Genomic DNA, 15,067 nt, shown 5'->3' with positions numbered 1-15,067 from the left:
CTGATGACTAACAATAACGTTTTAGCGTAACCAGTTAGTTTTCACTAATTGTACAACTTCGTCACCACGACCAGTCATAATCGCTTTTAACATATACAAACTAAAACCTTTTGCTTCTTGAGCTTCAATTTCTGGCGGCATTGACAGTTCCTGCTTAGCAGTCAGTACATCAACTACCACCGGACCATCATGAGCAAATGCGTCTTTCAAGGCTCCCTCTAGGTCTTCGCTTTTTTCAACACGGATCCCTTTGATACCGGCAGCATTGGCAATAGCGGCAAAATTAGGGTTGTGTAGATCAGTCCCTGCGGTTAAGAAACCTGCAACCTTCATCTCCATCGCGACAAACCCAAGCACCCCATTATTATGGATAATAATCTTCACTGGCAGTTGCATTTGTGAAAGGGAAATAAAGTCCCCCATTAACATACTAAAACCACCATCGCCACACATCGCAACGACTTGGCGTTTCTTATCAACCGCCTGTGCACCAATAGCCTGTGGCATCGCATTCGCCATTGAACCATGGTTAAATGAGCCGATAAGACGACGCTTGCCATTCATTTTCAAATAACGCGCAGCCCAAACGGTTGGAGTGCCAACATCACAAGTGAAAATAGCATCTTCCGCAGCAAGCTCACTGATTTTTGTTGCCAAATATTGTGGGTGGATCAACCCCTCATGCCCCGGTTTAGCAAGGTCATCCAACCCTTTACGTGCCTCTGCATAATGTTTTAAAGCACCGTCGAGGTGTTTTGTTTCCTGCTTGATCTGTAAATGAGGCTGTAACGCATCAAGTGTCGCTTTAATATCACCAATTAACCCCATATCAATATGGCAGTGTGACCCTAAGCTACCTGCATTAATATCAATTTGAATGATTTTTGCTTCATTGGGGTAGAAAGGACGGTAAGGGAATTGAGTTCCTAATAATACAACAGTATCCGCATTCATCATGGCGTGGTAACCTGATGAAAAGCCAATTAACCCAGTCATACCAACGCTATACGGGTTATTCCATTCAATATGTTCTTTACCTCGTAAAGCATGTACAACAGGAGCTTTCAGTGTTTCAGCTAACTTAACCACTTCATCATGAGCACCCGCGCAACCATTCCCACAAAACAGGGTCACATTCTTAGATTGATTAAGTACCTGAGCTAATTTTTCAATTTCACTACGCTGAGGCATGATTAACGGAGCTTGAGGCTGATACCATGTTTCTTTTGCGGTTTCAGGTGCATCTTTTAATGCTACATCACCGGGTATCACAACAACAGACACCCCTTTATTCAAAATCGCTTTACGCAGGGCAATCCCTAAAACCTGTGGAATTTGTTCTGGATTAGACACCATTTCACAGTAGTGGCTACATTCGCGGAACAGTTCTGTAGGATGCGTTTCTTGGAAATAATTACTGCCGATTTCACTTGATGGAATATGCGCTGCAATCGCCAATACTGGCACTCGATTACGATGACAGTCATACAACCCATTGATAAGGTGCATGTTACCTGGTCCACAGGAACCTGCACACACTGCCAAGTTTCCTGTCAACTGGGCCTCTGCCCCAGCGGCAAAAGCAGCAACCTCTTCATGGCGGGTTCCTAACCATTCGATAGCACCTTGACGGCGTAAGCTATCGGTTAAGCCATTCAATGAGTCTCCAGTAACGCCCCAAATACGTTTAACACCTGCATTATCAAGTACTTTTGCAATATAGGATGCAACACTCTGTTTTTTCATATTGGCACTCTTTTAAATCGCATGTTATACACAGCATATTTTTTCCTAAAATAAACTGCATATTATTGAGGTAAGCAACAAAGTCCTTCTTTATATTCTGCCACTCTCGTTTATAACTAAGCATACAAATGACTGACTATTTAATTGATTGTAACTAAGTCAATTCTGCATTCCTACTTGTCTAGCTGATTATAAAAAAGAACAACATAATCCACCGTTATTATCAAAAGAAGAAGGTACTGACAGCACAAATTAATTAGCGAAGGGTTACAATACACTTTCAAATAAATAATTCTTAGAGAGTATTATTTGCTTTTTTGCTACCCATCTATATATGACTATCAACAATAAAATAATGATTCAATTATTTAATATTAGCCACCGAAACTTACCCGTGAAAATAATGATTCTGATCAAAATAGTGCCATTTATCCGCTAGGCTTACGCTTAAACGACCCTCTATTTTTTCTAAAATAATAGCTGTAGCTGTATTTCTGAATAATTTTGAACCTAATAATTTATTGGAGTTTACAGGTGATGAAAGGTGGTCAGAAAAAACAACAAGCGCTTTACGATAAGCGGATTTTGACTTAAGTAGCATTATCGCTTGCTCAATAACTCCTTGTATTTCTAAGCAATATGTATTCACATCAATACATAAACAATTATTTTTAATATTCAATTTATTATGAATGACAGTTGCTTGAGTCGATGAAAAAGACTTAATCATTGTAGAGGCAAGGATAAGAACATCAATATCATCATCCTTGATAATTGGTTTTGCCGCATTAATTAACATCGTTAACGCGTTTTTATTTGATGAAAACATAATGTGAGATTTCTTTGAATGAAGATTTATCCGTCTCTGATTGTCTCTTCTTGCACTCAGGCATTCCTCTACAATGCAATTATTTTTACTTATCAAGAATGGTCGATAGATATTAATTGCTGAAATTCTTATTGTACAATTCATGATACCCTCCTATGATGCACTAATATTTATCATAGACGGCTTTTCTTATTTTAAAATACAACACATTGATTAATATGATTTTAATAGTATCACTAAGAGGCTATTTAGCCAGTAAACTATGACAATACAACAGTAACAATCATAAAATACACTTTATGAAATTAGCGCTTAGCCTCCCCTTAATAACTAGCATAAAATACCTATATTTTACATTTAAGCGATATTAATGTAATATTACCCTCGGATTTTATAACTTAAGGTGATCTTCTTGCTGTATTTACAGGACAAACTCTCTCATTACTCTACCCACAAATTCCCTGCTTTAGGCCTGTTATTCAGCGCTACATTAAAATATTAAAAACTTATCTATTACTTAAACAACGACTATTCTAAATAATAAGGTTTTGCATTTTATTCAGATATGAAAACCCACATCTTAAATGCAGTTGTTTTGGTTGTTCACATTCAAATAAGAGGATGGTTTCATGAAATTCAAGAAGAAAAAAGAAAAACCGTTAAATATTAGTGATATTACAATAATTGATGACGGGAAACTTAAAAAAGCAATTACCGCCGCTTCGCTGGGTAATGCGATGGAATGGTTTGACTTTGGTGTTTACGGCTTCTTAGCCTATGTCTTAGGTCAGGTTTTCTTTCCGGACGCATCACCGAGCGTTCAGATGATTGCAGCATTAGCGACTTTCTCAGTACCTTTCTTAGTTAGGCCTTTAGGTGGGGTCGTATTCGGGATACTTGGCGACAAATACGGTCGTCAGAAAGTGCTTTCAATGACCATTATTATTATGGCTGTAAGTACCTTCTGTATTGGTTTAATTCCCGCTTATGAAACGATTGGTATCTGGGCACCCATACTGCTATTAATTGCTAAATTAGCTCAAGGTTTCTCTGTGGGTGGCGAATACTCCGGTGCCGCTATATTTGTTGCTGAATACTCACCCGACCGTAAACGTGGGTTTATGGGAAGCTGGTTAGATTTCGGTTCTATTGCTGGCTTCGTATTGGGTGCCGGTGTTGTGGTGCTTATTTCCAGTATCGTTGGTGAGGCTAACTTCCATGATTGGGGGTGGAGAATTCCATTCTTCTTAGCATTACCATTAGGGATCATCGGCCTTTATCTGCGCCATTCCCTTGAGGAAACGCCTGCATTCCAACAACATATCGAATCATTAGAGCAACAAGATAAAGCTAATATTCAAGATCCACCAAAAGTCTCCGTGCGTGAAGTTGCATCTAAGTACTGGAAAAGCTTACTTATTTGTGTTGGATTAGTGATAGCAACTAATGTAACTTATTATATGTTGCTTACCTACATGCCAAGTTATTTATCACATAACTTAAATTACTCGACTGACCATGGTGTACTCATCATCATTGCAATTATGATTGGTATGCTATTTGTTCAACCGATTATCGGTTTAACCAGTGATAAAATTGGCCGTCGCCCATTTGTTATCACTGGTAGCGTAGGGTTAATTCTTTTAGCCTATCCAGCATTTATGTTAATAAATAGCGGTTCAGTTGGCTTAATTTTCCTTGGCTTATTAATTCTAGCTGTTTTACTGAACTGTTTTACTGGGGTTATGGCATCAATTTTACCGGCGATTTTCCCAACGCATATTCGTTACAGTGCCCTTGCCATCGCATTTAATATTTCCGTGTTAATTGCGGGTGCCACTCCAACTGTTGCGGCTTGGTTAGTTGAATCAACTACCGACTTGTATATGCCTGCTTATTACCTGATTGTAATCGCACTAATTGGCTTATACACCGGTATTCGAATGCCAGAAACAGCCAATAAACCATTGCGAGGGGCAACACCTGCGGCATCAGATAAAGCAGAAGCAAAAGAAATTTTAAGTGAGCACTTTGACAATATTGAGCAAAGAGTTGAAGATATTGATCAAGAAATTGCTGAGCTTGAGAAAAAACGCCAATCTTTAATCAACCAGCACCCTAAATTAGATTAAACACTGTAGGGCCTGAAATATGGCCCTTCTGCTTTTTAAACACAACGAATAAAACTGAATATCCCAAGGAGGGAGGCGATGGCAGCCAAACAAGTTTGTCATCTTATCTGGTTCCGCAATGATTTACGGGTCACTGATAACAAAGCACTATCCTCTGCTTGTGCGGACCCCCAAGCCAATGTTATCGCCCTCTTCACCGCCACGCCGGAACAATGGCAACAACACGATGTATCGCCAAGGCAAATTTCGTTTATCCACCAGCATCTCATTGAATTACAACGTTCTCTTGCCAAATTAGGTATCCCATTAGTTTGCCAAACGGTGGCGAATTTTATGGATGCGGCCGAGTGGGTATTAAACTATGCTAAAACTCAGCAAGCTGATGCCTTGTTCTTTAATCGCCAATATGAATGGAATGAAAAACAAAGGGATGACTGGCTGGTAAAAAATGCTCATGGAATGCATATTCATGCTTTTGATGATTTTTTGTTATTGCCGCCGGGTTCTGTGACCAACCAAAAGGGGGAAATGTACCAAGTGTATACCCCTTTTCGTCGTGCCTTTCTCACCCAATTAACCGCCACAGACTGCCGTTCATTGCGTGTACCAAACAAAAGAGCCGACTCTTTAAATATCAAAGAAACCGCCCCTTTATTCCCACATGAGCACATAGCGGTTTCCCAGCAATTCCCTATTGGTGAACAAGCCGCCTTAAAACAGCTAAGGCAGTTCTGTACTCAACACGTCACACGCTACCAGCAAGATAGAGATATCCCCTCTATTCACGGGACCAGCCAATTATCGCCATATCTTGCCATTGGTGTACTGTCACCTCGGCAGTGTTTTAACCGGTTACAAGCAGAAAACCCAGATGTTTTAGATTACCCTGATAGCGGTGCATTCACTTGGTTAAATGAATTGATCTGGCGTGAATTTTATAGCCATTTACTCGTCGCATTTCCACGTCTTTGTCGCTATCAGCCATTTATTCAATGGACTCAACATATTCATTGGAATAATTCATCAACTGATTTCGACGCATGGAAAACCGGAAAAACAGGTTATCCTATTGTTGACGCCGCCATGCGACAACTTAATGAAACTGGTTGGATGCATAATCGCTTGCGTATGATTGTCGCAAGCTTCTTAGTAAAGGATTTGCTTATCGACTGGCGCAAAGGTGAAAAATATTTCATCAGCCAACTGATTGATGGCAGCCTAGCCGCAAATAATGGTGGTTGGCAGTGGTCTGCATCAACGGGGGTCGACGCTTGCCCGTGGTTTCGTATTTTCAACCCAACAACCCAAGGGAAAAAGTTCGATGCCCAAGGGAAATTTATACGCCGCTGGCTGCCAGAGCTAAATAACGTACCCGATAAATATATTCATACCCCCCATGAATGGTCTCTAATCAACAATACACCTCTCGATTACCCAGAACCGATTGTTGACCATAAGCAAGCCCGTTTAGCCACTTTAGAAGCTTTTGAAGCAGGGAAACGTAATAGTCTAAAACAGTAGGCTGTTTAAAATACGATAAATCGCAAAGTTATTATTTGCGTTAGGGGATATCATACGGCGCTAACAATAAGGAGTATATATGAACGTTATCTTACAAGTTGATTTCCCCTACCAAGGGCCTTGGGGCGCAGAAATGACCATAGCAATGGATGAATTAGCCAATTCGATTAACCAAGAACCTGGCTTTGTATGGAAAATTTGGACAGAAAACCAGCAAACCCAACAAGCCGGTGGGGTTTATCTGTTTACTTCTGAGGCTGATGCCAAAGCTTACCTACAAAAACACAGCGCACGCTTGAAATCATTTGGTATTCCTGAAGTTCGTGGTGAAATTTTTGCAGTAAATACTGCGCTTAGCCAATTGAACCAAGCACAGTTTATAAGCGAGTAATTATTTACTGGCGCTGAAATTCGAATAGCATCACATCTGAGGTAAATGAGCCATCTTCCTGAACCGCAAAATGGCTTTTTACCTCATGACTTAATGTTTTTTGATATTGACGGATCGCATTAACCAAAAGCTCTGGAGTTCGCATCCGCTCAACCCAACTGGTAAACTCCAGCGGCAAACGAAAACTTTTGACCCCACTGACGAACAACCCTGCGTTATTGAGCATACCAGACCATTCACCCGCCGAATAATCTCGAATATGTGAAGTATCACGGAGAACTTCAACCGTTTGCAGATAAATGTCTAACAACGGGTGCCCCGGAGAAACAACATCAATAAAAATGCCTTTTCCTGCAGGCTGTAAAACACGATGCACCTCACGCAGCGCTTTTTCTACGTCATGCCAATGGTGCGCTGAATAACGGCTAATCACCATATCAAACGAATTATCTTCAAATGGTAATGACTCCGCAGTCCCTTTGCATGTCGTAATATTGTTGAGCCCGCGTTCCTGTGCATTTTTAGCGACCACATTGAGCATCGAATCCGATAAGTCATAGGCAACCACTGACTTTACTAACTGAGCCGCATGAAAGCTGGCATGACCCGCACCACAACCTAGGTCAAGCACATGTGCCTGCTGACTCGCTTGCAGCAATTGCTGTAAAATCTGTAAGTCTTCACCCTGCGCATGAACTTGGCTGGTTAAATACGAATTAGCCTGCTCGTCAAATTGTTGGTAAACCGCTTGGTGGTGCGTTTTCATTTCACTTTCCCTAGGTCAAATTAACAATAACTCAATAAAAGCAGAAAATGATTGAAAAAGCACCTATTTATTCAACCAATAGTTTGGCAACAAGTAATGACTAAAAATCCCCTTCCCGTCGTTCCACTAAGGTTAAAATACTGTATAACGCCACCACTGTGTTGTCCTGATTAAAGACTTGCACATCCCATTCAACCACGCCATTTGGTGTATCTTCAGCAAGTTTTTGCGCTTTTTTAATCTTTTTCTTGCATGTTAGGCGAACTTGGATCGTATCACCAATTTTAACAGGTTCAATAAAACGTAGGTTTTCCATTCCATAATTAGCGATGACAGGCCCAACACCCGCATCTACAAATAACCCTGCCGCAGCCGAAACAACAAAATACCCATGAGCGATGCGTTCACCAAATAAGGATTGCGCCGCACCAATTTTGTCGACGTGTACATAGAAATGGTCACCACTCAGGCAAGCAAAATGAGTAATATCCGCTTCTGTCACTGTGCGTCTTGCTGTTAGCAGCGTATCGCCAATCACGAGGTCCTCAAAGTGTTTGCGGAATGGATGCACTACGTCAGCAACGGTATCTGCGCCCCTAATCCATTGTTTTGTAATAGAAGTTAACATCGATGGGCTGCCCTGAATGGCTGTACGCTGCATATAGTGTTTCACTGCCCGAAGCCCGCCAAGCTCCTCACCACCACCCGCACGCCCAGGCCCACCATGTACCAATAAGGGGAGTGGAGAACCATGCCCTGTTGACTCCAACGCTGAAGCTTCATTTAAAATCAGCATCCGGCCGTGAGCCCTTGCGCTCATACGGATTACCGATTGAGCTACTTGCGGGTCTGCGGTCACTAATGTCCCCGCTAAGCTTCCTCCCCCTAAAATGGCTAATTGTACAGCCTGCTGAATATCATCATTGTCATAACACATTAAGGTTGCGACTGGCCCAAAAGCCTCGGTTTCATGTACCGCATGGTGTTTAAAAGGTTCCGCACAATAGAGTAAAGTTGGTGGATAAAATGCCCCATTCTTGGGGTCTCCCCCCACAATATCCAGTTGATTAAACTGCCCACCACACAAGACTTCACAGCCGTTTTGACGCAAATAGTCGACTTTGTCTTGCACATCTTGGCGCTGTTCTAAGTTAATCAATGCCCCCATACGAACCCCTTCAACCGCAGGGTCCCCCATCGTCGTGCTCGATAAACGCTTAAGTAGCGCTTGCTTGACATTTTCAAGCTGATTTTTGGGCACAATAACCCGACGAATAGCGGTGCATTTCTGCCCTGCTTTTGCCGTCATTTCACGAACTACTTCCTTAATAAATAAAGCAAATTCAGGTTGTTCCGGATGTACGTCATTCCCTAATACCGCGCAGTTTAGTGAGTCTGCCTCCATGGTGAATGGAACCGATTTCGCAATAATTGTGGGATGTGATTTTAGCTTCTGCCCTGTCGCCGCAGAACCGGTAAATGTCACGACATCTTCAAAATCAAGGTAGTCAAACATATTACCCACACCACCACAAACCAACTGGATCGCCCCTTCGGGAACCAGACCACTCTCAACCATTAGCTTCACCATCGCTTGAGTCACCTGCGCGGATGCTGTTGCAGGCTTGATAATCGCAGGCATACCAGCCAACCACGTTGGAGCCAGCTTTTCCAGCATCCCCCAGCAAGGGAAATTAAACGCATTGATATGCAAAGCAACCCCACGACGAGATGTCAAAATATGACGACCAATAAATTGCCCTTGTTTCGATAGTGGGATCATTTCATCTTCTGGCCAAATAGTATCATCTGGTAATTCACGGTTTGCTAACCCTGAATAGGAGAATAAAGTGGCAATCCCCCCTTCAATATCAACCCAACTATCCGCTTTCGTCGCCCCGGTTTGTGCTGAAATAGCATAGAGGTGCGCTTTATGTTCTAGCAGGTACTTCGCCAATGATTTGAGCATTTGACCACGTTGCTGAAATGTGAGTGCAGACAAGGTTTCACCACCCACTTTTCGACCATATTCTAAGCTATCCGCTAATGGCAGCCCCTCGGTCGTTACCGTATATAAGGTTTCATTCGTCAGAGCATGGTAAATTTTCCGCCCTTCCCCCTCACCTTGTACCCACTTCCCCATAATATAACTTGTTAAATGTGACATATTCCTCTCCAGAAATAAAAACACTAAATAATATTTGATTGTAAATATGTATCATAAATACAAGCATAGATGCCAATTTAAATTTAACAAATTAAAAACATTTCCGCATAAAAACCATCTTTCATATTAAAACCACATAAAACATACCGAATATAACCAACTGTTTATATTGATTTAATAATTATTAATTGTGAGGCGCATCGCAAAAGCAGGTTAATAAACATTGACCTTTTTGTTAACCATTCCTAGCATTAATGTTAAATAAATATGATTCATCATTCAAAAATTACATTTAATTTTCGAATCACTTAATGGAAAAATCAATGAGCGAGCTAAATCAGGCTAACTTCGAAGCCAAAATCGAAGCCGATATTTCCATCGAGCCCAAGGACTGGATGCCCGATGCTTATCGGCAGAACCTTATCCGCCAAATAGGCCAACATGCCCATTCGGAAGTGATTGGCATGTTACCGGAAGCAAATTGGTTAACACGCGCACCAACACTGCGCCGCAAAGCTATCTTACTGGCCAAAATTCAAGATGAAGCAGGGCATGGTCTATATCTGTATAGCGCAGCAGAAACCCTCGGTTGCTCTCGCCAAGACATTTACCAAAAACTACTTGATGAAAAAATGAAGTATTCCTCCATTTTCAATTACCCCACATTAAGCTGGGCTGACATTGGTGTAATTGGTTGGTTAGTCGATGGGGCAGCCATTGTAAACCAAGTGGCTCTGTGCCGCGCATCATATGGGCCATATGCACGCGCCATGGTGAAAATCTGTAAAGAAGAAAGTTTCCATCAACGTCAAGGTTATGAAGCAGTTATGGCGCTTGCACAAGGAAGTGAAGAACAAAAAGCAATGCTGCAAGATGCAATAAACCGCTTTTGGTGGCCTGTACTGACCATGTTTGGCCCAAATGATTCAGACTCACCGCATAGCGCACAAAGTATGGCTTGGAAAATCAAGCGCTTCAGTAATGATGAATTACGCCAAAAATTTGTGGATAACACAGTTCCGCAGGTTGAAGCACTCGGCATGACTATTCCTGACCCTGATTTGGTTTGGGATGAAGAACTTGGTCACTACCGATTTGGCGAAATTGACTGGGAAGAATTTTATCAAGTCATTAAAGGTAATGGTATTTGTAATCACGAACGTGTTGGTGCGAAACGCAAAGGATGGGAAGACGGTGCTTGGGTACGTGAAGGCGCAATGGCACATAGTCGCAAACAAAAAGCCGTTAAATCTGCCGCTTAACTCATTTAACCACTTACTGAAAAGGAAAACCCCATGAGCAATCAAGATTGGCCACTGTATGAAGTTTTTGTCCGTAGCAAACAAGGGCTTGCTCATCGCCACGTTGGTAGCTTACACGCGGCCGATGACCAAATGGCGCTGGAAAATGCCCGCGACGCCTACACAAGGCGCAGCGAGGGCTGTTCGATTTGGGTGGTAAAAGCTGCACATTTAATCGCCTCACAGCCCGAAGACAAGAGCACATTTTTTGACCCTGCAGATACCAAAGTCTATCGCCACCCAACTTTCTATACCATCCCTGATGGTATCAAAAACATGTAAGGAGCTTACGATGGATCAACAACAACAGCTCCACCACTACACATTAAGGCTCGGTGATACCCCATTAATTCTTGCACAGCGCCTATGCGAATGGTGTGGCCATGCCCCTGAAATTGAAATTGACCTTGCACTGTCTAATATCGGCTTAGACTTATTGGGGCAAGCTCGTCATTTTTTAAGTTATGCAGCGCAATTAAAAGGGGCCGGATATGATGAGGACACCCTCGCTTTTTTGCGTGATGAAAGGGAATTTAGCAACCTATTACTCGTCGAACAACCGAATAATGACTTTGCCGATACCCTAGTGCGCCAATTCTTTATAGATGCTTATCACGTTCCATTATATGAATCACTGATTCATAGCCACGATAAACAACTCTCAGCGATAGCTGAAAAATCCTTAAAAGAAGCCCTTTATCATTTACGTTTTAGCCGTAATTGGATGATCCGCTTAGGGGATGGTAGCGAAGAGAGTCACAGGAAAATTCAGCGCTCCATTGATGAATTATGGCGCTTTACCGGTGAACTCTTCCATGCAGACGCTATTGAAGTTGCACTCAGCGAGGTGGGCATAGCCGTTGACCCACGCAGCCTAAAAGAAACTTGGCTAAATACGGTCAATGAAACATTTGCCGAGGCGACACTCAACATACCTGAAAAAGAGGCCTATCGCATCGGTGGTAAGCAAGGTAGCCACACTGAACACTTAGGCCTGTTATTAACACAGCTGCAATTTATGCAACGTGCTTACCCAAATAGCCAGTGGTGACGTGATGGAACAGAGACTGCAACCTAACCAGCTTCAATCCCCCCAAGTTCATGTGATCTGGCAACAGCTTCAGCAAATTCCTGATCCTGAGCTGCCAGCACTCTCTATTACTGATCTTGGCATGATCCGCAATGTGGTACCTAACAAACAAGGGTGGAAAGTTATTTTTACACCTACCTATTCTGGTTGCCCAGCAACTGAATTTTTAATCAATGAAATCAAAACGGTTCTTGGTAAAGCAGGGTTCCAAAATATCGATATTGAAGTGATGCTGACCCCAGCTTGGACAACTGACTGGATGAACCAAGACGCCAAAAGGCGCTTACGGGAATTCGGTATCGCACCCCCGCAAGGAACATCCTGTGAACACCCTGAACACAAAGGTGCTGTCTGTTGTCCACGCTGTGATAGCCAACAAACAGAAAAAATTAGTGAGTTTGGTTCAACAGCCTGCAAAGCATTGTATCGCTGCACTGAATGTTTAGAACCGTTTGATTACTTTAAATGTATTTAGGGGCACCCTCATGACTGTATTCCATCGTTTAAATATTGCCGCTATTGAACGTGACACCCCTGATGCTGTCGCAGTGACATTCAGTGTTCCTGATGCGTTACGCGAGCAATATCATTATCGACCAGGGCAACACCTGACTTTAAAAGCCTCCATTCAGGGGGAAAATTTACGCCGTTGTTATTCTATTTGTAGCTCACCCGATGAAAACACACTGAAAATTGGCGTTAAAGCGATCTACGAAGGTCGGTTTTCCAATTTTATCAACCAACATCTAACTGTCGGTGATAGCCTTGAGGTGATGATCCCTCAAGGGCAATTTGGCTATCAACCTGAGCCGAATACTCAGGCGCACTATCTTGCTATCGCTGCCGGTTCAGGGATCACCCCCCTACTTTCGATTATTAAAGCCACATTACAGACGGAAACCAAAAGTCACTTTGTGTTGATTTATGGTAACCGCAATAGCCGTTCGGTGATGTTTAAAGAAAGCATTGCAGACCTCAAAAACCGGTTTGCACAGCGTTTTCAAGTACTTTACCTATTTAGCCAAGAGCAACAAGATAGCGAGTTATTAAGTGGACGCATCAGCCAACAGCAGCTCAATGCATTAGGTAAAACGTTATTGAATTTTCAACAATTTGACCGCGCTTTTATTTGTGGTCCAGAAAGTATGATGGATGAAGTACACGACACATTAATCAATTATGGTATGCCAAAAGAGTTTGTTCATACCGAGCGCTTTAATACATCCGGTATCAAATTCAAGCCGACCTCCGCCCTCGCCACCGAAACTCGTCAAGTCAGTATCCACCTTGATGGTCGCACAATGAACATCAGTATGGATAGCCAAGATGACAGCATTCTTGATGCCGCTTTACGCCAAGGAGCCGACTTGCCCTATGCCTGTAAAGGTGGGGTTTGCGCAACTTGTAAATGTAAATTGCGTGCAGGAGAAGTCGAAATGGGCGTCAATTATAGCTTAGAGCCTGACCAAATTTCTGATGGTTATATTCTTAGCTGCCAGTCTTGGCCTAAAGGAGATGGCGTCGTTCTGGATTTTGATGTGTAGGAGCCACAATGGAAAACCCTTGGATTTTATCTCACCAAAACAACCGGGTACTGACACTGACACTCAATCGGCCAGAAGTACGCAATGCATTAAGTACCGATTGTTTAGAACTCTTAGTGCAAAACTTAGAGCAAGCAGCAGCCAATGATGAGATTGGCGCGATCGTTATCACTGGGAATTCACGTTTTTTTGCTGCTGGCGCTGATCTTAAAGAATTACAGCAACAAACCGTTGCTAACGCTATCACTGATAGACGACCCCAAGTATGGCAGCGGCTCTCAATGATATCAAAACCTATCATTACCGCTGCTAATGGTTACGCCTTAGGCGCTGGGTTTGAACTACTGCTTGCTAGCGACATCATTATTGCGGGGGAGTCCGCACGTTTCGGCTTGCCTGAAATAACACTCGGTCTAATACCCGGTGCGGGAGGGACACAACGGCTGATCCGCTCCGTTGGTAAGTCTCTTGCCATGCAAATGGTACTCACAGGGGAGCCTATCAATGCAAAACACGCTCTTCAGGCAGGGCTAATTAGCGAAATTTGTGTGGATGAATTAGTTGTTGAACGAGCTCAGAAAATTGCGCAACGCATTGCAATACATGCACCTTTAGCGGTTCGGGCGGCAAAAGCTTCGCTAATTCATTCCCAAGAAAATCATTTGGCTGAAGGTTTACAACTTGAGCGTCAGTACTTTGTCGCCTTAGCCGGCACCGAAGATCGACGCGAAGGGATCGATGCATTCTTTGAAAAACGAAAACCTCAGTTTACAGGGAAATAATTATGACAAACCAAGCGATGATCCTCGCAACGCAAGAGAATGGGGTCCTCACTATTACATTAAACCGCCCCGATCGACTTAATAGCTTTAACGATGAAATGCATCGTCAGCTTAGTGATGCTATCAAGCTTGCGGAACGAGATGAAACGATACGCTGTTTAGTGATCACCGGAGCTGGTAGAGGGTTTTGTGCTGGTCAAGACCTTAACGACCGGAACGTCAGCGTAGGTAACGAAACGCCTGACCTTGGTTTCTCCGTTGAAACCTACTATAACCCGTTAATCCGCCGTTTAACCTCTTTGCCAAAACCAATCATCTGCGCCGTTAACGGTGTTGCTGCGGGCGCAGGCGCTGCCATTGCCCTTGCAGGGGATATCGTAATTGCAGCAAAAAGTGCGAGTTTTATTCAATCATTCTGCCGCTTGGGGCTAGTTCCCGATTCTGGTGGAAGCTGGTTTTTGCCCCAACTTGCAGGCCATGCAAGAGCCATGGGAATGGCATTATTAGGCGATAAAATTAGTGCAGAGCAAGCCTTGCAGTGGGGAATGATTTGGCAAGTCACGGAAAACGAAGAGCTATCCGATACCGTAAACCTGTTGGCTATGCATTTAGCTACTCAACCGACTTACGGTTTAGGGTTAATCAAAAAAGCGATTTACGCCGCGGCAACCAATACCCTTGATGAACAACTTGACCTTGAGCGTGATTTACAACGCTTAGGGGGGCGTAGTGAAGACTACCGCGAAGGGGTCAGTGCCTTTTTAAATAAACGCGAACCGCAATTCAAAGGGAGATAGC

Annotated in this window: 14 protein-coding genes; 10 read left to right on the top strand and 4 right to left on the bottom strand. The window is 43.0% G+C overall.

The genetic code is table 11. The features are described 5' to 3' along the window. Positions 1–21: 21 nt before the first annotated feature. Together poxB and ABE954_RS01300 are read right to left on the bottom strand one after the other, a co-directional pair. Positions 22–1,746, bottom strand: a complete 1,725-nt coding sequence (gene poxB, locus ABE954_RS01305) for a ubiquinone-dependent pyruvate dehydrogenase (protein WP_217008016.1) — start codon at positions 1,744–1,746, stop codon at positions 22–24. A 388-nt stretch (positions 1,747–2,134) separates the two neighbouring features. Continuing rightward, complete coding sequence (locus tag ABE954_RS01300; RefSeq protein ID WP_166687024.1) at positions 2,135–2,719, bottom strand: hypothetical protein; 585 nt, start codon at positions 2,717–2,719, stop codon at positions 2,135–2,137. 485 nt (positions 2,720–3,204) lie between these two features. Between ABE954_RS01300 and proP the strand changes: the two genes are divergently transcribed. From proP to ABE954_RS01285, 3 genes are all read left to right on the top strand, one after another. Beyond that, positions 3,205–4,707 carry a glycine betaine/L-proline transporter ProP gene (gene proP / locus ABE954_RS01295; protein ID WP_129466929.1) on the top strand — a complete coding sequence of 501 codons (1,503 nt, stop codon included), beginning with the start codon at positions 3,205–3,207 and terminating at the stop codon, positions 4,705–4,707. Positions 4,708–4,785: 78 nt separating this feature from the next. Continuing rightward, positions 4,786–6,228: a deoxyribodipyrimidine photo-lyase gene (gene phrB / locus ABE954_RS01290; RefSeq protein WP_187550786.1), complete on the top strand. Its 1,443-nt coding sequence runs from the start codon at positions 4,786–4,788 to the stop codon at positions 6,226–6,228. Between the two features lie 79 nt (positions 6,229–6,307). After that, entirely contained in the window at positions 6,308–6,619 is a 312-nt protein-coding gene (locus ABE954_RS01285) for a monooxygenase (RefSeq protein WP_042847792.1), read from the top strand. 4 nt (positions 6,620–6,623) lie between these two features. Here ABE954_RS01285 and ABE954_RS01280 read toward each other — a convergent pair whose 3' ends face one another. Beyond that, positions 6,624–7,385 carry a class I SAM-dependent methyltransferase gene (locus ABE954_RS01280; protein WP_048605480.1) on the bottom strand — a complete coding sequence of 254 codons (762 nt, stop codon included), beginning with the start codon at positions 7,383–7,385 and terminating at the stop codon, positions 6,624–6,626. Between the two features lie 100 nt (positions 7,386–7,485). Continuing rightward, complete coding sequence (gene paaZ, locus ABE954_RS01275; protein ID WP_131680900.1) at positions 7,486–9,552, bottom strand: phenylacetic acid degradation bifunctional protein PaaZ; 2,067 nt, start codon at positions 9,550–9,552, stop codon at positions 7,486–7,488. 323 nt (positions 9,553–9,875) lie between these two features. Between paaZ and paaA the strand changes: the two genes are divergently transcribed. Genes paaA through paaG form a run of 7 tightly spaced genes read left to right on the top strand, consistent with a single transcriptional unit; the run spans position 9,876 to position 15,066 of the window. Further along, positions 9,876–10,814: a 1,2-phenylacetyl-CoA epoxidase subunit PaaA gene (gene paaA, locus ABE954_RS01270; RefSeq protein WP_371025704.1), complete on the top strand. Its 939-nt coding sequence runs from the start codon at positions 9,876–9,878 to the stop codon at positions 10,812–10,814. A 33-nt stretch (positions 10,815–10,847) separates the two neighbouring features. Then, entirely contained in the window at positions 10,848–11,135 is a 288-nt protein-coding gene (gene paaB, locus ABE954_RS01265) for a 1,2-phenylacetyl-CoA epoxidase subunit PaaB (protein ID WP_004262911.1), read from the top strand. 10 nt (positions 11,136–11,145) lie between these two features. Then, positions 11,146–11,904, top strand: coding sequence for a 1,2-phenylacetyl-CoA epoxidase subunit PaaC (gene paaC, locus ABE954_RS01260; RefSeq protein WP_206227245.1), 759 nt, complete (start codon positions 11,146–11,148; stop codon positions 11,902–11,904). Positions 11,905–11,908: 4 nt separating this feature from the next. Continuing rightward, positions 11,909–12,418, top strand: coding sequence for a 1,2-phenylacetyl-CoA epoxidase subunit PaaD (gene paaD, locus ABE954_RS01255; RefSeq protein ID WP_042843389.1), 510 nt, complete (start codon positions 11,909–11,911; stop codon positions 12,416–12,418). 10 nt (positions 12,419–12,428) lie between these two features. Next, a complete protein-coding gene (paaE, locus tag ABE954_RS01250; protein WP_042843388.1) occupies positions 12,429–13,487 on the top strand; it encodes a 1,2-phenylacetyl-CoA epoxidase subunit PaaE in 1,059 nt (352 codons plus the stop codon). 8 nt (positions 13,488–13,495) lie between these two features. Further along, on the top strand, positions 13,496–14,269 hold the full coding sequence (paaF, locus tag ABE954_RS01245) for a 2,3-dehydroadipyl-CoA hydratase PaaF (protein WP_048605483.1): 774 nt from the start codon (positions 13,496–13,498) through the stop codon (positions 14,267–14,269). A gap of 2 nt (positions 14,270–14,271) precedes the next feature. Continuing rightward, positions 14,272–15,066, top strand: coding sequence for a 2-(1,2-epoxy-1,2-dihydrophenyl)acetyl-CoA isomerase PaaG (paaG, locus tag ABE954_RS01240; RefSeq protein ID WP_129466925.1), 795 nt, complete (start codon positions 14,272–14,274; stop codon positions 15,064–15,066). The last annotated feature ends 1 nt before the right edge of the window (position 15,067 follow it).

The organism is Providencia sp. TYF-12 (assembly GCF_041344805.1).
GTDB classification, from domain to species: Bacteria; Pseudomonadota; Gammaproteobacteria; order Enterobacterales; family Enterobacteriaceae; genus Providencia; species Providencia huashanensis.
Note: the sequence above shows the minus strand (reverse complement) of the source record. Positions and strands in the feature narration are given on the sequence as shown.